This window comes from Marinomonas sp. CT5 (assembly GCF_018336975.1).
Lineage (GTDB): Bacteria > Pseudomonadota > Gammaproteobacteria > Pseudomonadales > Marinomonadaceae > Marinomonas.
Genome location: NZ_CP025572.1, coordinates 4564368 through 4583844, shown reverse-complemented (window position 1 = coordinate 4583844; position 19477 = coordinate 4564368). Strand labels below are relative to the sequence as shown.

Genomic DNA, 19477 nt, shown 5'->3' with positions numbered 1-19477 from the left:
ACGAATTCAGAAAGTGGCTTCAATAAAGCATTACGAAAAACGCATGTTGGCGGTATGTGATTACATATATAAGCACTTAGACGATGATCTTACCGTCGAAACCTTATGTGATGTGGCGTGTTTTTCTAAATACCATTTCCACCGCCAGTTTACACATTTTATGGGGGTGGGGGTGTTCAAGTTCGTCCAGCAGTTGCGTCTAAAAAGAGCATCCTACGAGTTGGTGTTTATGAAAGAAAAACGCATCATTGATATCGCCATGAGCGCGAAATTTGATCATCCAGAATCGTTTTCGAGAGCGTTTAAAAAAGCCTACTCGCAGTCACCAAGTGACTTTCGCCGTAATCCAGATTTAGAGAAGTTGGGCCTGAACTTCTATAAACCAGATAAGCAGCTAAATCCTCATATGACGGTGAATATTGTCGACTTTGATACCACAAAAATTGCTTTATTAAAGCACCGAGGGCCGCCAAGCCGAATCATGGCGTCAGTCTCTGTATTTAGACAATGGCGCAGAACTTCTGGTTTATCTCCCATAACGCATTGTCGAACCTTCAATATTATTTATGAAGATCCGGCGGTAGTCGCACCAGAAGATTTTCGTTGTGATCTGGCAGCAGAAATAACGAGCGATGTGGGTGACAATGAATATGGTGTGATTAACAGTCAAATCGAAGGCGGACGCTACGCCGTTGTTCGGCATTTTGGATCGTATGACAATATCAGCCGCTGCCTATATTTCCTTTATGGAGAATGGTTTCCCGACAGTGGGGAAGAGCTAAGAGACGCTCCGTGCTTCTTGCAATATCACAACCACTTTCCAGAAGTGGCCGAGCATGAACTGATTACCGATGTGTATTTGCCTCTAAAATAAGGTGCTTTCTTAGGAGCCAGAGATGTTAGACATAGTGACGCACACCCCAACTTGGGTTTGGTTATTGTTGACTTTGCTTATTTACTTAGGGGTGAAACAAACCCGAGACCGTCAAGTACCAAAAAGCAAAGCCTTTATCCTACCGATCGTGATGATCACCTTTTCACTGCACGGGGTGATTTCAAACTTTGGCGGCAGCTTTGATTCGTTATTATTTTGTGCGGTCAGCTTCGTAGCGGCGTTACTCATTGGAGTGTTAATTTTTCCATCGCAACGTGCGACCTATGATGCATCCACACAGCGCTATTTCATCCAAGGTAGCTGGCGACCACTGCTGCTAATTTTAGGGATCTTTTCCATTAAATATACGGTTGGTGTGATGGAAGGCCTGCATCATTCCCTGCTAACCATGTCTATTGTTGTGGATGGGTTGTCTCTGCTTTATGGCGTATTTAGCGGCGTGTTTGCTGCTCGAAGTATTGTGTTATGGCGTTTGAGCCGATCGACTCAAACGTATCAATCACCATAAACTCCTAACGATCTGGTTTGGGGCTCGCCATCCATCCTAGTCCCATCCAAATGACAGCAAAACTCAGCATGGCATACAAAGGTACCGTCCAAGATTGTTGTAAGTCGTAAAGCGCACCAATCAGCACTGGGCCAATAGCGGCCAGCGTATAACCGATGAGCTGCGCCATACCGGACAGTGCCGCGGCTTGTTTCGGGCTGTTAGTGCGTAAGCTGACAAACGACAAGCCCAAGATAAAGCCCATGCTGATACCAAAGCCAAAAGAAACCGACCAAACACCAGACCAGCTTGGCACGAATAAAAAGCCAGCTAGGCTCGATGTCGTCAAGCCAGTAGCAAATAAACAAAGTCGGCGATGACTGCCTAAGCGATTGATAAAAGGCGCGAGAATCAATGAAGGAATCGCACCGGCCAATTGCAAATAGCCTTGGTATAAGCCCGCCGTGGAATCGGTGTAGCCGTTGTTCATCAAGATAGCGGGCACCCAAGCCACCACCACGTAATTCACCAACGAATTAACCGCCAAAAATCCCGCCACTTGCCAAGCGGTTACAGAACGCCAAACGGAAGTGGACGCATCAAGACTGTTGGTTTGAGGGGCTTGATGTTGAGTAATCTTGCAGCTAAACCACACCACCAAAGGCAGCAGAATTAATAAACTTTGACATGCTAAAGCAAATGACCAACCGCTCATGGGGAACGCAAAATTGGGCTGCTCGGCAACCAAGCTTAATGGCACCGCAAGGCTAGACATCAAAAAGCCGCCGATGCTCATCATCAAGACATAAATGGCCGTCAGCTGAACCACATAATTAGGGAACTCCCGCTTCAACAAACTGGGCAACAAGACATTACCGATGGCGATCCCCGCGCCAATAAAAATCGCCCCGATATACAAGGTACTGATTGAGCCAAACGTACGAATGATCATGCCAATGGCGATCAAGCCAACACCAGACGCCAAGATTCGCTCAATGCGAAAGTGTCGCGTCAGCCAAGACGCTACTGGCGCAAAAAAACCAAACGCCAACAAAGGCAAACTGGTGAGTAAACCAGATTGGGAACTGCTTAAATGCAGATCTGTACTGATTCTATCTAATAATGGCGGAAGCCCCGTCACTGGGCCGCGTAAACTCAGTGCCACTAAAAAAATAAATAAGAGTAAAAAGGCGGCGTCGTGTTGCGCTAATTTGTGTAATCGTTTCATGGTATCCAATTAGAAAAAGCAGGATGTCGGGAGAGATTGTCGAACCGCTATTATATGGGTTACTCTGCTTTCTGAATTAAGAGACTTGGACAATAAATTGCTAAATACAGACAAAACCAGTTTTGACTCCATTACCGACCTCGGATTTGCGGATCATTACGCCCATCGGGTCTTGGTATTGCGTTCCCAATCGGTTCCTCACAGCGAAGAAATCCCATGGCATCATCACCAAAAAGGCCAACTTGTCTTGCCATTAACCGGCGTTGTGACCAGTTTTATTGATGACAAAATGTGGCTCGTGCCACCGCGCTGTGCCGTGTGGATTCCAAGCAATGTCATGCATCGCAACCAGATATCGGCCAATGCCGACGTATGCATGGTCTTTGTCGATAGTGGCGCTTTGTCTTTGCCAGAGTCGGCTTGCACCTTAACGATAACGCCCTTTGTGCGCGAACTGATATTGCACCTGCATTCGCAACAACCGTGTGAAGAAAACGACCCAGCCTCCGCTCGGCTGGTGGAGGTCTTACTGGATCAACTGATGCAACTAGAGCGAGAAGAGTTTGATTTCCCCATCCCAGACGAACCCACCCTGAATCGCCTAGCGTTGGAACTCATCGCCCGACCCAACGAAAAACGCACCCTAGGGGAGTGGGCCAGCGACTTCGCCATGAGCGAACGCACCTTAGCACGTATGATCAAACGCCACGTACAACTGACCTTTGGTCAATGGCGAAGTCAGCTGCACATTGTCTTGGCCTTGCAAAAACTCGCCATCAACCTGTCAATCCAAACCATCTCAGAAGAGCTTGGTTACGACTCTGTCAGCGCTTTTATTACCTTCTTTAAAAAAGCATTGGGCAAATCGCCAAGACAATATCGGATAGAGCGATGGGGCAAGGAGTAACAAAGCGCCACGACATGGCGCGCTTAAACGGTTGCGATAATATATAGAGCCAAGAAAATTAATGCCAAACCAGATAAGCGATCAATCCACATGGCTTTGCTGCGCAACTTCTGCAAGAAGTGTGCATTTGATAAAAGGCATGCAATTAAGGTGTACCAAAGACCATCCACCAGCCATGGCGTCGCCACCATAAGCATTTTCCCGCTTACTTGATGGACTTCGGCAACAAAAGGACTGAACAACGCAGCAAAAAATAAAGCAATTTTGGGGCTTAAAATCGACACGAGAAAGCCTTCTTTGGCGGACTGAAACACACTAACAGGAGTGCCAGATTCCAATTTAGCCGCAATGCCGCCCTTGGAGCGTAAGGCATTAAAACCAAGGTAAGCCAAGTACGCCGCCCCAGCGTAGCTGATAACATGAAATAACAAAGGTAACTGATGGAAGATCACCGCTAATCCGAGCATGGAAAGCAGAGCGTACAAACCAATACCCGTCGCGTGTGCCCAAGACGTTGCCAAGCCATTTGCTCTACCGCCAGCGAGACTGTGTTTAATTACCATCGCGAGACTTGGACCTGGCGACATCGCACCAAGTAAACAAATGGTGAATAGGGAAAACCAAATGGACAGTGACATACGCTTGCTCCTTAATGATCGAAGCAGATTAGCAAGCCCTTGATATTATATGAAATCATCTTTTTTCATGATAGCTATGATTTTACATCATAGCCAATGGAATAGGCGGACTTCGACATCACCTCAAAGACGAGATTTCTTACCCATAGATGAGAAGGGTCGCTGTCGTATTTTGCATGCCAAATGAGCCAATATTTATGGTGTGGAGTGGTAATGGGGAGAGGTTTGTAGGTAAGCGAGAAGTGCTTTTTTAAATTTCGGGCAATGTGTTCTGGAATGATCAAAAGATGCTGGCTCTGACACAGTGATTGCGCGGCCGCATAAAAAAAGGGCACCTTTAACGCCACGCGTCGCGGCTTTTCTAACTTGGCTAACGCCTCATCCACGTAACTGTCTTTATCACCTCCGCCGATCACTTTAATATGAGCGTAGGCGAGCAGATCGTCTACGCTCAACGTATCTTGTGCTGCTAAAGGGTGAGCATGACTCATCACACAAACAGGGAAATCTTCTCCTATTTGAACCGAAGATACGCCTTCGGGTTGCGTCGGTGACATACTGGATGCCAACTGAATATCAGATGTGGCAAGCTGAGGCAATAAATCCGGCTGCCATAAACGATATTGCATAGAAGCATGGGGAGCCTGTACCGCTAAGGCTTCAACAACATCGGGCAAAATATACTGCGCCACATAGTCGCTGGACGAGAGCACAAATTCGCCATGCCATTTTGCTGGATCGAACTCTTTTTCCTCCAATAAATCATCCAGCTCCAGAAACCAATGTGCCAACTTAGCTTGCAACTGCAATGCTTTGGGTGTGGGAATTAGAGTGTTGCCTTCGCGAATGAGCAATGGGTCCGCAAACAAACGCCTAAGTTGGCTTAGCTGACGGCTAACGGCAGATTGAGTTAGATTCAATTTACCTGCCGCGTGACTAACATGACGCTCTTCAAGCAGCACCTTCAACGAACGTAACAAATTTAGGTTAACACGGTGGATCATCTCAATGTGCTCACAGGCTGACATAGTGGTCGGCTTATTTTTCGGCTTTACTCATCATAACGCAAGGTGAATTACCCCGCCTAATGAGCGAACTTTAGTAGCGCCACGCCGAGGATAATCAGCAACACGTCAATGTAGCGTAGCAAAGAGGTCGGATTACCATAGAACCAAATGCCTAAAAAAACGTACCAGATGCGCCTATTCTCGCCCAAATCGACCCATGAGAATCTCTTTATTACGCCAACTGCGGCTCGGCGTATCAATGGTTAATTAATCGCTGTAAAAATGCATTTTCTGCTGATCTTTGTATGTAAAAAAGCCTGCTTTTACATAAAGTAAAAGCAGGCTTTTAAATGTAGGGCTTTGCTTATAAAGAACAGTTTACTCTGTGGCCTCATGGATCGTTTCTTTTGTACTCTCGTAGGCTTTCGAGGAGTCTTCTTTTATACCTTCCCAAGTATTGGAGCAGCCGGCGAGTACCAGTGTTACCGCAATTGTTAATAATGGAAATTTCATGTTCAAACCTCTTATTGTTAGGAGTCTTTACACAGTAACAAAAAAAGCTGAAAAGAATAAATCACTATTTTGATTTAACTTAGGACAAAGGACTCTGCGCGTTTTTTGCTATTTCCTTCTGACTAAAAACCTTATAGAAAAATCCTTAAGCAGGCTCATGTATTTACATTAAAAGAGATTGATCTTATTGGGCTCTCGCATAGAATGACGTCAACTTAACCCTGTTTAGGGATGATTTAGCATTGAGGTAAAAGATGCCCAGTTCATCAATGGTTGCAACCAATTCGCTACGTCAGCGTTTAAAGACCTTTATTGAAAATGCGCTAGTACAACGCATTTTATTAGCCTTGATATTAATCAATGCCGTGATACTCGGCTTGGAAACCTCCAAAGACGTGATGACCAGCATTGGTCCATTTTTAATGACGTTGGACAAGGTCATTCTCGCCGTATTTGTGGCTGAGCTAGGGATTCGTTTAGCCGTGCATCGCTTTGCCTTTTTCAAAGACGGTTGGAATGTCTTCGACTTCGTCGTCGTAGGGATCGCCTTAGTACCAGCCAGTGGGCCGTTTGCGGTATTGCGTGCGCTCAGAGTATTGCGAGTTTTACGCGTACTGACCTTTGTGCCATCGATGCGGAATATCGTCGGGGCGCTAATCAAATCATTGAATGGTATGTTGTCCATCGCCATGGTATTGGGGTTGGTGTACTACGTGGCCGCCGTTATGGTGACCAAATTATTTGGTGAGGCTTTCCCTGAATGGTTTGGCAGCCTAGGGGCTTCTTTGTACACCTTGTTCCAAGTGATGACCCTAGAAAGCTGGTCCATGGGCATCGCACGTCCCGTCATGGAAGCCTTCCCTTACGCTTGGGCCTTCTTCGTTCCGTTTATACTCATCGCCACTTTCACCATGCTCAACCTCTTCATCGCCGTCATCGTCAATGCCGTGCAAACCATGCACGACGATGAACACAAAGAAGAGATCGACACAGAAAAAGCCACCCAGCAACAGCTACTGGAGCAAATGCAACAACTACAGCTGGAGTTGAAGGAACTGCGTCGGGAGATGAAAAAGGGGAAGGAGTGAGGGGATAAATAAAAAGGCTTTATTTTAATTTTATGGCCAAATTAAAATAAACGAGCCCACTATTTTAACGAATCAAACAGGTCAGAGTTTCATTAAGCTAACGTCACTCCATAGCCAGAATCAGAGCGATTAAAGAAGAGGTGTTGGTTCTATGCGATAGCGAAGATAAGCCTGAGTGTCGAATGACAGGCATCAACTTACATCCTGCATTTTTTACGCGCAAAAAAAATGCAAAGCGTTCTGATCGAGTAGAAAATAATCCCTCAATAGTTCCCTACCTTCCTTGCGGATACCTTTATTGACCAAGGTTTTGCTATTCGAATATGGACTACTGCTATACGAATGTGGCGTATTTATTTTTTATTTAGCAATTGGATGTCTTGCAGTTTTCTTCCCAGCTCGTCATCACGGGCGACTTTGGTTAGGTCGTCTAACAAGCCGAGGACTGCCAAAACATTAACGTAGTGACCAAGCGAAACGGAAGGGTCGCCTTTTGATATCTTGCGCAGCGTTGGCTTAGAGATTCCTGTCCTGCTATGCATCATTTCTTGAGTAATGCCGCGTCTCCTCATCGCCAATGTTAAGTTTTCTCCCAAGATGTTTAACATCTTCCTTTGTCTAGGGAATATGACCGCAGTGCGTTTTGTTTTTGGTTCGCTAGTGCTCATAGTGAAACTATATTTTCTCTAATTTCAAATTAATGAAATTATAGTTTCATTTTTTATCTTTAAGTTGTAAACCAATAAATTGCCAATCTCTCCAAATAAAGTGAGTCAAGATTTGAACTGGTCATGTCGATTTTTTACTGTTTTTTCGACATGAAGGCTTGTTATGTCGATGGTATCGACATAACAAAGCTCAATCCAAACGACTCACTGACACCGGGTTTTGAGTAGGAAGCTTCAAAGTAGTACGCCATCCCTCGGGCTTTTGGGGCAGTATGGGCAAATCCTTCGTTAACAACACTTAGCCATACACCAACCCTGTTCAACCTCTTCATAGCTGTCATCGTTAATGCCGTACAAACCATGCACGACGACGAACACAAAGAAGAGATCGACACAGAAAAAGCCACCCAGCAACAGCTGCTGGAGCAAATGCAACAATTTCAGCAAGAGTTAAAGGAACTGCGTCGGGAAATTAAAAAAGGGAAGGAGTGAGAAGAGATCTACTTTTTTGTGGTATCTGTTTATGCCTGCAATATCGTTTTTGCTAATGAGTAATTATTTTTTTCTGATCTGTAAATAGAGCCTGGTTTTTAAGAAAGAATCATTTATGCTGTTTTTTTAAACAGTATGGAGGCTGATAATGGAAAAGTTAAAACTTGGCTTTAACGCAAGTGATTTGTCTATCGCACTTAATTACAATACGTCCGCAAATGATGTATGTGACTCGTTTTATTTCAAGAAAAACGATGCCTACTTTCTTCTCTGGGTAGAGCATCAGAACCCAAAGTATAGAGAAGATGAAGACTCCCCGAGATACATAATTAGTCCTGCTGTTAATGAAGGGGATGATGAATCGCCAGAAATTTACAGCGATTCATCGAAAGAAGACCTTTTTCGGTCCGAGAATGCTAGTGATTTGGTTAGGTATTTTAATTTCTAATTTACTGTCTAGGGCTGCTGCTTTACGTAAAGCAGATACGTATATAAATAAATTCTCTATATCAGGTAGTTGCTAGTATGTAATCTTGTCTCGTTAATTTTTGCGAGTATGATGGGGCGATTTTAAATTTGAGCTGTTGGCCGAATGAAGCATAAAGAAGTACTAGTAATTGATCTATTTGCTGGGCCTGGTGGGCTGGGAGAAGGTTTCTCGTCAGTGAAAGATGAAGCAGGTAATGCTGTCTTTAAGATAGGTATTTCCGTTGAGAAAGAAGCGTCAGCCCATAAAACGCTTACAACACGAGCCTTCTATCGCAAAATAAAGGATCTAAGTGGCGGGTTAGATAGCTACAACGAATATCTATCCGGCGGTATTACTCGGCAGCAGTTGTTTAATCGATATCCAAAGCAAGCGGAAGCGGCTGAAACTGAGACACTTTATGGCCCTAAAGCGCTAGGTGATGATAATGAAATCATCCATGAACGAATTACCGAACTTGTAAAGCGACATAGTGATTGTCCAAAAGTCGTTATAGGTGGGCCGCCATGCCAAGCTTATTCACTGGCTGGTCGTTCTCGTAATGCAGGAATTAAAGACTATAAAGCAGAAGACGACCATCGCAATTTTTTATATAGAGAATATCTGAAAGTACTTTCTATTGCTCAGCCCGATGTATTTGTGATGGAAAATGTAAGAGGCATACTGTCGGCCAAAATTGCTGGAAAAGTCATGTTTCCAAGTATCCTCAATGATCTACGTAATCCAGGGCAAGCGACAGGTATAGCGAGTCCTAGATACAAAATTTACTCCTTAGTTGTTGAAGCCTCAGATAAAGATAATCCAGTTTATAAGAATTCAAGTGATTACCTTATAAGAGCCGAAAACTATGGCATTCCTCAAGCGCGTCACCGAGTCATTTTATTGGGCGTACGTAGTGATATAGAAAAAGCCCCCAAAACGTTGACCCCTTCTGATGATCAAGTATCTGTTAAACAGGCGATTGATGATTTACCTAAACTTCGAAGTGGGTTTTCCAAACGTAAAGATGAACCGCAAGCATGGGAGCAGGCTGTCTCACAAAATTCAGCAAGCATAGAAGCCTTACTGAAAAAGCAATTCGATGGAGTAGAAAGTCTAGACTTGCAACCATTCAAGAACTTGTCTCGTTCTGCCACACATCCTATCACTTCACTCAATTTGGTTCCTAAGAGTCTTGCTGATTGGTATCGTAAAAACGAACCATGCCAAGTGCTTAACCATGAAACACGTGGTCATATGGATAGCGATTTACTCCGATACGCATACAGTGCAGCCTTCACACAACTTAGCGGCGGTATATCGCCAAAATCTCGAGATTTCCCAGACGAGTTAGCACCGAAACACGAAAACTGGAAATCAGGGAGCCACGCAGATCGTTTTAGAACCCAAGCAGCTAATAAATGTGCAACGACCATAACCAGCCATATATCAAAGGATGGACATTACTTTATACATTACGATCAAAAGCAGTGTCGTAGCTTAACGGTTAGAGAAGCCGCACGTTTGCAGACATTCCCTGACAATTATTTATTTGAAGGCAATAGAACGCAGCAGTATGTGCAGGTGGGAAATGCTGTGCCACCGTATTTGGCACAGCAGATAGGTAAGGTTGTGATGGAATTACTTGATTAGCTCGATTCTGGGTGAGAGTAATCAGGTGTCCCTATTCGACTGAAATAAGCACCTAAACGTTCGACCAATGAGGGCACGAATTCATTTGATAAGCTAGCAATTCTTTTATCTAGTAGAAGCTCTGTACTCTCTTGATTTCTAACAATGGAGCGTAGTTGATTGAATTGTGCGTAGAATGGACCGAAAGATTGCTCTTTACCATCTATTTTCAGTCTAAAGGACTGAATAAAATGGCCTCCAGTCTCTCCATTATGATTCGTGAATTTTTTGAGGTTCCTTGAAGCCGACTCGATTTTTTTAGGTTTTCCTTCTTCTTTTTTAGCTTCTAATTCTGCTAATAATTTACCCCATTGTTCACTCTTGTTCTCAAGTGTAACCAACTGGTAAGTTGAGGTTTCTGATTTACTTCTAACCATATCGCAACGCGGTGTGACGATAATTTCAAGTTTCCCCTCTTGAAGAATAATATCACCTGTATCAAGTTTTTCCTGCAGAGGGGGGATAAAGAAGTATTCTTCAGGGTGTGCTCCAAGTTCTGTATCTGATAAGAATGACGCATGTAGATGTGTTGCCATATGACGCGACAAGGCTGCATTTGCTGAATCTAATGAGTCGTTCTCAAACCAGTAGCTCCAACGAGGCCAAATTGAGTTATAGAATAGAGAGGACATAGATTTAGAAAACTTATATTTAAGTTCATTTATAGAAAGTATAATTCCCTTGTTCTCATCTACTAAGCTTTTAATTAAAGCGTTTTTCGACGTAGCTCTATCAACAATTTTAATATATTCTTGATGAGAATTTTCTATGGTTGCTTCTGCATCCTTGGGCTGACCAGTATAAATTACGGTATAGCAAGATACTGTCGATATGATGTCTTTTAAAACATCAATCCCATCAGTATTATTATAATCTTCTTCTTCACCTTCTCTCTTCAATCGAATATCAATAATTGCAACACTGAAATTATATGTATGTAATTTCCGAAGTGCATCTTCTTTATTTTTAGCTGTTTCTATATGAAACTGGATTGAGCCGTCATCCTGGGTCATAGATACATCATTATGGCGTCTTACAACCTTCTCCCAATCCTTGATATGATCATTATCGTCTTCTACAACAAGTAAGTTGATCATCATTTATTTGATTTCCTCTGTCGGTAGAGTGATTTTAAATGTTGTTAATTCCGATTTATCATCAAAAGATAATGTACCACCACTATTAATAAGAGCTTCTCTTGCAATAGCTAAACCTAGACCATGCCCCTTTGATTTAAGGCTAAAACCTGGTTCGAACAAATGTTCGTAATGAAACTCATTTATAAGAGGCCCATTATTAATTACGTCGATATATATTTGGTTTTTTTGGGTCGTAGCAACAATGGAAACATATCGTTCTTCGCGATCAACGGTACTCAACCAATATGAAGCATTAAGAACTAAGTTTATCAACGATCCTTGTAAATCGCCTTCATGTCCAAACGCAGATAAACTATTATCAATGTCATATTTGAGAAATACTTCTGAGTCGGCTCTCTCAGTCTTAGTAATACGTTCTACGCGTTCAACTACACTGAGTATATTAAATAAATTTGGTTTACCTCTTTTTCTACCTGAAATTGGGTCCAAATCTTTAAATAGTTTTTTTATACCTGTGCATCCATCATCTAAGTTCTGAATTTCACTTGGCATATCATTTCTTGCAATTTCACCCATAATACTTTGCTCGCCAATATGGGGTTCGAATTCTTTAAAAAAGTCTCGAGTACCAGAAATTGAGCTAACATAACTTCTACCTTCATGTAGAAGCTCAGCAACTACGTTACCTAGTGTTGTCCTTGATTCGAGTAAATTTGTGTACTCACGCATACCATCTAGAATTTTTTCCATTTCTTTTGATGACTTGTTTACTTCAATGTGTATGCGGTCCTTATCTTCTGGAGATAAGTTTTGGATTGACTCAATTGCTTTAGTAACTTTTTCGAGAGAGGCCACTTTGTATGCTTTTTCGAAATCCTTTTTTGGCTTACGTGCGATACCTGCTTTCTCTCTAAAGCTAAATCGTTCTGCCTCTATGTGTAGCAATAAGTTAGTTATTAAAGACTTTAATCTGTTGAAAGCACCATTTTCCTCTAAACCTTCTCGGCTACTGCGCTCAACAAGCATTGATTCCCACTCATCTTGGACGTATATCTCACCTGCTAATTGGTTGTGACCAATTTTGTGGGAAGGGTCTTGCACTCTTCGTTTCTCAAGCTTAAGCCAATCATGTGCATGGTGGCCATAAGGCCTAATTCTAAAACCATTTCTGTATATGCCAACCCCAGTACCTTCAGATATAAAGTCTCTAGCAGAGCGCAGAGTAAAGCTCTTTTTATAATCTAGCCCCATTTTATTGATGAGGTCTTTGACTGAATCGACTTCTAAATCAAAAAGTCGTAAGTTTACTTCTAGCTCACCACATGTATGCTCTGACTCACTCATCGGTGGAGCATCTAAACTTACTGTTTGTTTTTTGTTATCGCCGCGGACAATAGAAAAGTGGCCTAGAAATTCACCATCTCTGTTAAATTTTCCTTCAACCTTGTAATGGCAATGATCACCCAAGGAATAAGGGTTCAGTGTAATATCTTCGCTACTCACTTCATCTGAGTCTTCTTGAACTTTTGTCATTGAATCCAAGTTTTCATTGTTAGATAAGACGAGTCTGGTACCATCAAAATTGTATGGAGAAAATACTTTTTTAGGTACTTCACTTCGGTTTTTAGCAGACTTTAGTGCTTTCAGATATTCTAACTTCTCATCCGTAATCTCGTATTCTGATAAATTTAGAGTAATAGTAAATTCGTCTTTTTTATCTTGATGGGGGGTTGCTAATCTTCTTAGCTCTTGTATTAAACTCTTTAGTCTTTCTTGTCCCCACACATTACTTAAGCCCAAAACCTTAATTGTTACACCGGTATTATCATCAGGTTCTGGAGTAAGATCTTCTATGTCGATATCTATCTCTTCCAAATACTGAGCTTTTTCAAATATGTCCCATTCAATATAAACTCTGCATTTTTTTAGTGTGCTCCCATGCTGAGAGACACTGATTAATTCCATCGATTTTCCCAAACTAGCAGTTGCAAATCTTCCGACGCCCTTCGCCCCTGTAAGTACTCTTCGACCTGATCGAGAATGTGTTGCTTTAGCCTTTTCATCTGTCGCAGGTTCAAGCCAAATGTGCTCGATGTCGTGAGCTGTCATGCCATGACCACTGTCTGAAATCGTAATAGAACCATCTTGGATAATAGGGCTCTCGATATCATTTGGGTTTTGATGTCTTGGTGGGGAGAAGTGTAAACTGACAGACGGAGAGTCTGCATCGTAGGAGTTTTTAACTAACTCAATGATAGCAGCTTCGGGGCCACTGATTAATTTATCGCCTATGGTGCGGATAAGCCTAGCTCTTGGTTTTAACTTTGCCATTATGACCTCATACTTTTTTTGTATTTTCTTCGGCTTTTAACTTTGAGTTTTGAAATAGTTTGATAGAAAAGTTATTTTTATTTCAAGCAGTTTAAACTCGTCCATGATTTGATCTTACAGTTTATGATCACCCTCTATATCTTTAGAAACAGCCGCAATTTTGTAAGTTAAAATATTATTTAATCATTTCTACCAATAATCAGGTTTAAATATTGGTTTCTTCTTGGTCGGAACTTTATCAGGTAGCTGATGTGCAGCGAGTTCTTCGTTCTTAACAATGGTTCGCATCCAATTCGCTTGGTTGCGAAGTGTGCCCGGTGCGCCACGTTTAATACCTTCTCTATGTGGAAGAATGACACCAATTGTTATATGAGGAAAGTCTTCTTTGATTGCTCGAAGAGCAGGGCCAATATCGGTATCTGCAGAAACCAATACAACCTGTTGAATTTGATCTTCCGTGTTTAGAGCTTGTTGCTTAGACAAGAGGCGGTACATGCTAACCGCTAAATTAACATCTGTTTCCTTTTCTTCTAATTTCCAGATAGCAACCTTATCTTGTCGGGAAGGTCGAGTCGATTTATCAACAAACCTTGGGGCTTGTGCTGGCTCGAGAGTATGCCTTCCCATTGTGACAGAAACACCACAAGCTTTTAGTGTTCGGATATAAGCGTCCTGCGCTTCTTTTGATTGAGTTCCCCGACTAGCCAATTCTGGCTTTACTGGAGAGCTAAAATAGTAGATTGCTACCGTTTTGGATTTGGGGGTTTCGATTGCTGTGATGTGAGTAAGTAGAGCTGGTAGGTCGAGCCACTTGTAAGGTGTATTAGCGAGTAAGCCGTAAAAGAGGTTATATCCATCAATAAAAAAAGCTGTTCTCATTTTATCTATCCTTAGATGTGAAAAAACCGGCCAAAGCCGGTTTTTTCGCCCTAACTGCCAGCGTAACTTAATCGCTGCGTACAAGGCTGAGTTGTGGAATAAATATTAGCATTAATATTTATTGATGCAAGAAAAAGATCTATATCGGTGCTGGTCTACACTACTCAATATTCTGGATCTGCTCATTGAGTAGCGGTCTAGACCCTAACAAAATCAATGAGTTATCGAAAAGAAACCGTTCAAAAATGCCTGTTTGCCCACCACGTGCCTATGGCTTTTACTCAATCTTAGTGGTTAGCAATGGAAAAACAGTGCCGTTTTTCTGCTGCTGTTAGGGTCTCAAAATAGCAGTTTTGAAAGGCTTTATCGAGTAATTTTTTCAACACTTCATTTAATAATGGATACAATAATATCTACTTTTTGTTTTATTTCGCTATAATGGATATAACTGTGTCTATTTGGTCTTTGCGGATGAATTTTACTTTACTTGATGATACCGATGTAAGCCAAGCCTATGCGGCTTATTTACGTGAGTTACGAAAGCAGGCAAAGCTGTCACGAGCGGCGCTTGCTGAGCGAAGCTGCGTACCTGCGGCCACCATTAAGAAGTTTGAGCTGACGGGGCAAATTTCATTTCGCCAATTGCTGTTGCTTTGGCAGACCCTCGATTCATTGGATAGGCTTTATCAGCTCACACAACCTAGCAAAGAACGTGCTGCTATACCCACGAGTATTGATGAGGTGCTAAAAGATGAGTTTTAAACCCATTCAGAAGCTTAATGTAACTCGTACATTAAGCTCTGGCGAGCAGCTCGCTGCCGGGGTCTTGGCGCAGAATCGGCAAGGCGTTTTTTTTCAGTATGCAGACAGCTATTTGCAGCAGTTTGGCAATTTATCACCGTATACTTTGCAGTCGAGCATACAAGTTCAAGCCGCACCTAAACAGCCGCACCAAGGTGTACATGGTGTATTTGGAGATTGTTTGCCCGATGGCTGGGGCATGCTGTTGCAAGATCGTATTTTCCGGCAAAAGGGCATCTTGCCTAATCAATTAACGGCGATGGATAGACTGGCCTTTGTCGGTGATAAAGGCATGGGAGCGCTGTCTTTTTCTCCGGTGTCTGAGTTTTCAGCCACGACGAACGCGGACATTGATTTAGCTACTTTAGGCTTAGAAGCACAAACGTTGTTCGATTCTTCGATGTCAGAGTATATGGATGATAATCACGATGAGTTAGATGGGCATACGCAACAGGTGTTGGCCGCATTAGTCGCCGGAGGGAGTTCGGGTGGGGCAAGACCCAAGGCACAGATTTATATGCCTGACGGAGAAACTAAGCAATGCCGAACCTTTGCAAAGCCTGGTGATGAAGCGTGGCTGATTAAGTTTACCTCGAAAAATCTCGCGCTCGGCCATGAAGAAGGTTTGTGTGAGGCGGTTTATTTGCAAATGGCCGAGCTTGCCAAGTGCCAACCACCGCTATGGCAACTCATTGAAGCACCATCTTTAAGCGGTGCATCTGCCTGGTTAGCGCTTAAGCGTTTTGATTATGTCACGGAGCATACCAATTTAAGAGACCATCGCAGTTCAGGTCGCTTGCATATGCACAGCGCTTGCGGGCTGCTGGATGCAGACTTTCGAACACCAAGTTTAGATTACATTGATTTAATTAAAGCCAGCCGTCAGTTGTGTAAATCTCCAGCGGCTGGACAACTGCAATTTCGCCGCGCCGTTTTTAACCTACTGTCGTCTAATCAAGACGACCACAGTAAAAACTGGGCGTTTTTGCAAGCGGACGACGGTCAATGGGATCCTGCACCTTTTTACGATGTTACCTACAGCCCGCATCCATTTAACGAACACGCCACTGCGTTCGGAGGTTATGGCAAAGCGCCACCACTTAAGGTGATGCAAAAACTTGCTACCAGTGCTGGCTTTTCGAATTGGAATGATGCAAGGCAAGTCATTGAAGAAGTCGCAGAAGCCATCAGTCAATTTACGTATCTGGCACAGCAGCAAGGGATCAGTAAAACAACAGTGTCTGCGATTGCTAAGACATTGGATCAGCGCAAACAGGAAAATGCAGCGCTTTTTCAATGAAAGTAAAACAAACTTTTCAATTCACAATAAATACAAGGTCTACAGGTTGTTACCGATAAAGTCAGTTTGTGTAGACCTCTGAATAAAACGGGTCAGAGTTAAATTAAGCTAATGTTATTCCATAACCAGAATCAGAGAGCTAGTGAAGAGGTGAAACACACCTCTTCACTGCATTTTACTGGCTGCTTAATAGAAGAATGCCTTACTCAATATTCTGAATCTGTTCTCTCATTTGTTCAATCAACACTTTCAATTCCACGGCGCTTTGGGTGGTTTCCACTACGATGGATTTTGATGAAAGGGTGTTGGCTTCGCGGTTGAGTTCTTGCATTAGGAAGTCGAGTCGGCGGCCGATGGGGCCTTTTTGTTGTAGCTGACGGCGGACTTCTTTGGTGTGGGTCGCTAGGCGATCCAGTTCTTCGGCCACGTCGGCTTTTTGCGCCAGTAGGACGATTTCCGCTTCGACGCGCATGGGGTCTAGGTCGACTTTGGCGGCGTCGAGTTTATCCAGTAAGTTTTGCTTTTGCGCCGCGATGATCTCTGGCAGTTTGGCTTGCACTTCTACAACGATGGCGTCTATGGCATCAAGACGTTGTTCGATAATGTCTTTGAGTTGCGCGCCTTCACGTAGACGGACTTGGATCAGTTCGTCTACCGATTGGTTGAAGAGTTCCACGACAGCTTTTTTGATGGTATCAAAGTCGCTGCCTTCTTCGCTGAGGATGCCTGGCCATTTCAGGATGTCTAATGGGTTGGCAGGATCTAGATCTTTGAACCAAGTGCCGAGGGTTTCTATGGCGTTTGCCAACGCTTGGGCATTGCTTGGGTTAATGGTTAGGTTGGTAGCGGCTTTGTCTACGCCTTGGAAGCGCAGTTGGCATTCTAGTTTGCCACGGTTGATTTTTTTGCGCAGCACGTCACGAAAAGCAAACTCAAGCTCGCGGAAGTTTTCTGGTAGACGAAAGCTCGGTTCTAGGTAACGCTGATTGACTGAGCGTATTTCCCAGCTGATGGTGCCCCAATCGTATACGGCTTCCTGGCGTGAGAAGGCGGTCATGCTTGCTGTCATCTTGAGTACCTAAGTAAAAAATTAATAGAGAGACCTTTGCACGATTACTGTGCTTGCCAATACTTTGTTAAAAATAGAGGCGGTATTGTAGCGTAACAAGACGGTGTTCGACAGGTTTGCTAAATGTCATGTTTTGCTACGGCTGGGGGCGCAATTTTATCTAAGATCATTATAATTGCGGCTTTATTATGGCAAATAGACAGAGAGAGCAAGTATGCGTCCAAGCGGAAGAGAAGCAGATCAATTACGTCCCCTGAAAATTACACGTAATTTTACTAAGCATGCAGAAGGCTCAGTGCTGATCGAATGTGGCGACACGAAAGTTATTTGTACTGCGACTGTGGTTCATGGTGTGCCGCGTTTTTTGAAAGGCAAGGGTCAAGGTTGGATTACAGCAGAATACGGTATGTTGCCTCGTTCTACTCACAGCCGAGTAGATCGCGAAGCCGCCCGCGGTAAACAAACCGGTCGTACGGTTGAGATTCAGCGTTTGATTGGTCGTTCTTTGCGTGCGGCGGTGGATCTTAAAAAGTTGGGTGAAAACACGATCACGATTGATTGTGATGTGATTCAAGCCGATGGCGGCACTCGTACGGCGTCTATCACCGGTGGTTTTGTGGCGTTGGCCGATGCCATGCGCTTTTTGGTTGAGAACAAAAAAATCAAAGCGAACCCAATCGTATCGCAAATCGCCGCTATCTCTGTGGGCGTTTACAACGGCGTGCCTGTGTTGGATTTGGATTACCCTGAAGATTCTAATGCAGAAACAGACATGAACGTCATCATGAACGACAAAGGCGGATTTATTGAGATCCAAGGTACAGCCGAAGGGGAAGCCTTCAGCGATGAACAAATGATGGGCATGTTGGCTGTGGCTCGCAAAGGCATTGCGGACATCATGGAAGCGCAGCGCGCGGCCTTATTCGATAAATAATTCTGTAAGACTGAGTTGATGAATCAAAACCAGACGTCGATATACGGCGTCTGGTTTTTTTTGTGGTTAAGTTTGGCCGTAATTTACTTGAGCTGTTGCGTCTTTTACATCATATTTAGGATAAGATAATTTTAAGAACGGCTGTATTTTAATCTGTAAGTTTTATTTACCTAGGTTCCATTGGAGGGGTATGAGTCGCTATTGCTGCACTGCTTTATGGATTATTGGGGCTCTCTTTTGCCGGATGGCTCACGCAGAGGATATTGTCCTTTATACTCTGCATTTCCCTCCTTATACCATTGACTCTAAAGAAGTTCCCTCACCGACACCGCTCAAGTATGACGATGGTCTGTATGGCTTAGATGTGGATTTAATTCGCGCAGCCTATGCGACTCAGGGTGTGTCCGTTCGTTATAAAATAATGCCTTGGGCTCGGGTGATGCGTGATGTTGAAGCGGGTCTCATTTTGGGAGGCATTTCATGCCACCCGATTGCTTCTAGAGAATCCTTTGCTTTATTTTCCGATCCGGTTAGTCGCTCCTCTCTTGCTTTCGTTACACGACGTAATTTTTTATCTCCAGGCAGTCATTCTTTGCAAGAATTAAAAAAATACAAAACGTTAGTGGTAAATGGGTGGGCACCAATGAATATACTGGATGCGAATGGCATCCCCTACAGTCTTGTTAATGAAGATCCACAAGGTTTGACGTTACTTTTGCGCCGTAATCACGATGTTTTTATGACGGGGAAAGAGAGTATCGCTTATGTCGCCAATACATTGGGTATTTCTGATCAATTGAGTTTTTATAACATTACAGACATGGAATATAAATATTATTCAGTTTGCTTTAGTCGATCTTACAAGGGAGCCAGTATGTGGCGAGACAAATTGAATAAGGGATTGAAAGCCATTAAGCAATCTGGCGAATCAAAATCTATTTATGCTCGATATGGCATTCCATTTCCTAAAGAAGGCTTATAA

Annotated in this window: 21 protein-coding genes; 11 read left to right on the top strand and 10 right to left on the bottom strand. The window is 43.2% G+C overall.

What is annotated here, in order from left to right; genetic code table 11:
* Window positions 1-13 precede the first annotated feature (13 nt).
* Both C0J08_RS21790 and C0J08_RS21785 read left to right on the top strand, forming a co-directional pair.
* On the top strand, window positions 14-874 hold the full coding sequence (locus C0J08_RS21790) for an AraC family transcriptional regulator (RefSeq protein WP_212653948.1): 861 nt from the start codon (window positions 14-16) through the stop codon (window positions 872-874).
* Window positions 875-896: 22 nt separating this feature from the next.
* Window positions 897-1403, top strand: coding sequence for a DUF6622 family protein (locus C0J08_RS21785; protein ID WP_212653947.1), 507 nt, complete (start codon window positions 897-899; stop codon window positions 1401-1403).
* Window positions 1404-1407: 4 nt separating this feature from the next.
* On the opposite strand, the gene C0J08_RS21780 is transcribed toward C0J08_RS21785, so the two are convergent.
* Window positions 1408-2610, bottom strand: a complete 1203-nt coding sequence (locus C0J08_RS21780; RefSeq protein WP_212653946.1) for an MFS transporter — start codon at window positions 2608-2610, stop codon at window positions 1408-1410.
* Between the two features lie 97 nt (window positions 2611-2707).
* Between C0J08_RS21780 and C0J08_RS21775 the strand changes: the two genes are divergently transcribed.
* Window positions 2708-3517, top strand: a complete 810-nt coding sequence (locus C0J08_RS21775) for an AraC family transcriptional regulator (protein WP_249344420.1) — start codon at window positions 2708-2710, stop codon at window positions 3515-3517.
* Between the two features lie 23 nt (window positions 3518-3540).
* Here the strand turns inward: C0J08_RS21775 and C0J08_RS21770 are convergent, their stop codons facing one another.
* The 3 genes from C0J08_RS21770 to C0J08_RS22785 all read right to left on the bottom strand — a co-directional run bounded on the left by C0J08_RS21770 (window position 3541) and on the right by C0J08_RS22785 (window position 5675).
* Entirely contained in the window at window positions 3541-4155 is a 615-nt protein-coding gene (locus C0J08_RS21770) for a LysE family translocator (protein ID WP_212653944.1), read from the bottom strand.
* Between the two features lie 74 nt (window positions 4156-4229).
* Window positions 4230-5183 carry a LysR family transcriptional regulator gene (locus C0J08_RS21765; protein ID WP_212653943.1) on the bottom strand — a complete coding sequence of 318 codons (954 nt, stop codon included), beginning with the start codon at window positions 5181-5183 and terminating at the stop codon, window positions 4230-4232.
* Between the two features lie 357 nt (window positions 5184-5540).
* Entirely contained in the window at window positions 5541-5675 is a 135-nt protein-coding gene (locus C0J08_RS22785) for a hypothetical protein (protein ID WP_283247139.1), read from the bottom strand.
* A 254-nt stretch (window positions 5676-5929) separates the two neighbouring features.
* Here C0J08_RS22785 and C0J08_RS21760 point away from each other — a divergent pair, with 254 nt between their 5' ends.
* A complete protein-coding gene (locus C0J08_RS21760; protein ID WP_212653942.1) occupies window positions 5930-6763 on the top strand; it encodes an ion transporter in 834 nt (277 codons plus the stop codon).
* A gap of 353 nt (window positions 6764-7116) precedes the next feature.
* Here C0J08_RS21760 and C0J08_RS21755 read toward each other — a convergent pair whose 3' ends face one another.
* Together C0J08_RS21755 and C0J08_RS21750 are read right to left on the bottom strand one after the other, a co-directional pair.
* Entirely contained in the window at window positions 7117-7371 is a 255-nt protein-coding gene (locus C0J08_RS21755; protein WP_249344418.1) for a helix-turn-helix domain-containing protein, read from the bottom strand.
* 221 nt (window positions 7372-7592) lie between these two features.
* Entirely contained in the window at window positions 7593-7763 is a 171-nt protein-coding gene (locus C0J08_RS21750) for a hypothetical protein (protein ID WP_212653940.1), read from the bottom strand.
* Between the two features lie 28 nt (window positions 7764-7791).
* Between C0J08_RS21750 and C0J08_RS22780 the strand changes: the two genes are divergently transcribed.
* From C0J08_RS22780 to C0J08_RS21740, 3 genes are all read left to right on the top strand, one after another.
* Window positions 7792-7923 carry a hypothetical protein gene (locus C0J08_RS22780; RefSeq protein WP_283247138.1) on the top strand — a complete coding sequence of 44 codons (132 nt, stop codon included), beginning with the start codon at window positions 7792-7794 and terminating at the stop codon, window positions 7921-7923.
* A 148-nt stretch (window positions 7924-8071) separates the two neighbouring features.
* Window positions 8072-8371 carry a hypothetical protein gene (locus C0J08_RS21745; protein WP_212653939.1) on the top strand — a complete coding sequence of 100 codons (300 nt, stop codon included), beginning with the start codon at window positions 8072-8074 and terminating at the stop codon, window positions 8369-8371.
* Window positions 8372-8515: 144 nt separating this feature from the next.
* Entirely contained in the window at window positions 8516-10042 is a 1527-nt protein-coding gene (locus C0J08_RS21740; protein WP_212653938.1) for a DNA cytosine methyltransferase, read from the top strand.
* Here the strand turns inward: C0J08_RS21740 and C0J08_RS21735 are convergent.
* The 3 genes from C0J08_RS21735 to C0J08_RS21725 all read right to left on the bottom strand — a co-directional run bounded on the left by C0J08_RS21735 (window position 10039) and on the right by C0J08_RS21725 (window position 14391).
* On the bottom strand, window positions 10039-11181 hold the full coding sequence (locus C0J08_RS21735) for a hypothetical protein (RefSeq protein WP_212653937.1): 1143 nt from the start codon (window positions 11179-11181) through the stop codon (window positions 10039-10041). The two genes, C0J08_RS21740 and C0J08_RS21735, sit on opposite strands and share 4 nt — an antisense overlap.
* Window positions 11182-13512 carry an ATP-binding protein gene (locus C0J08_RS21730; RefSeq protein WP_212653936.1) on the bottom strand — a complete coding sequence of 777 codons (2331 nt, stop codon included), beginning with the start codon at window positions 13510-13512 and terminating at the stop codon, window positions 11182-11184.
* Between the two features lie 189 nt (window positions 13513-13701).
* The gene (locus tag C0J08_RS21725; protein ID WP_212653935.1) at window positions 13702-14391 is read right to left on the bottom strand and encodes an NYN domain-containing protein; all 690 of its coding nucleotides are present in this window, start codon (window positions 14389-14391) and stop codon (window positions 13702-13704) included.
* A 438-nt stretch (window positions 14392-14829) separates the two neighbouring features.
* On the opposite strand from C0J08_RS21725, the gene C0J08_RS21720 reads away from it, so the two are divergent.
* Window positions 14830-15153, top strand: a complete 324-nt coding sequence (locus C0J08_RS21720; RefSeq protein WP_428838684.1) for a helix-turn-helix domain-containing protein — start codon at window positions 14830-14832, stop codon at window positions 15151-15153.
* On the top strand, window positions 15143-16492 hold the full coding sequence (locus tag C0J08_RS21715; protein WP_212653934.1) for a type II toxin-antitoxin system HipA family toxin: 1350 nt from the start codon (window positions 15143-15145) through the stop codon (window positions 16490-16492). Before C0J08_RS21720 ends, C0J08_RS21715 begins: the two co-directional genes overlap by 11 nt.
* 202 nt (window positions 16493-16694) lie before the next feature.
* Here C0J08_RS21715 and C0J08_RS21710 read toward each other — a convergent pair whose 3' ends face one another.
* Window positions 16695-17561: a YicC/YloC family endoribonuclease gene (locus tag C0J08_RS21710; protein WP_212653933.1), complete on the bottom strand. Its 867-nt coding sequence runs from the start codon at window positions 17559-17561 to the stop codon at window positions 16695-16697.
* A 214-nt stretch (window positions 17562-17775) separates the two neighbouring features.
* Between C0J08_RS21710 and rph the strand changes: the two genes are divergently transcribed.
* Both rph and C0J08_RS21700 read left to right on the top strand, forming a co-directional pair.
* Entirely contained in the window at window positions 17776-18495 is a 720-nt protein-coding gene (gene rph, locus C0J08_RS21705) for a ribonuclease PH (protein WP_212653932.1), read from the top strand.
* A gap of 190 nt (window positions 18496-18685) precedes the next feature.
* Window positions 18686-19477 carry a substrate-binding periplasmic protein gene (locus tag C0J08_RS21700; protein WP_212653931.1) on the top strand — a complete coding sequence of 264 codons (792 nt, stop codon included), beginning with the start codon at window positions 18686-18688 and terminating at the stop codon, window positions 19475-19477.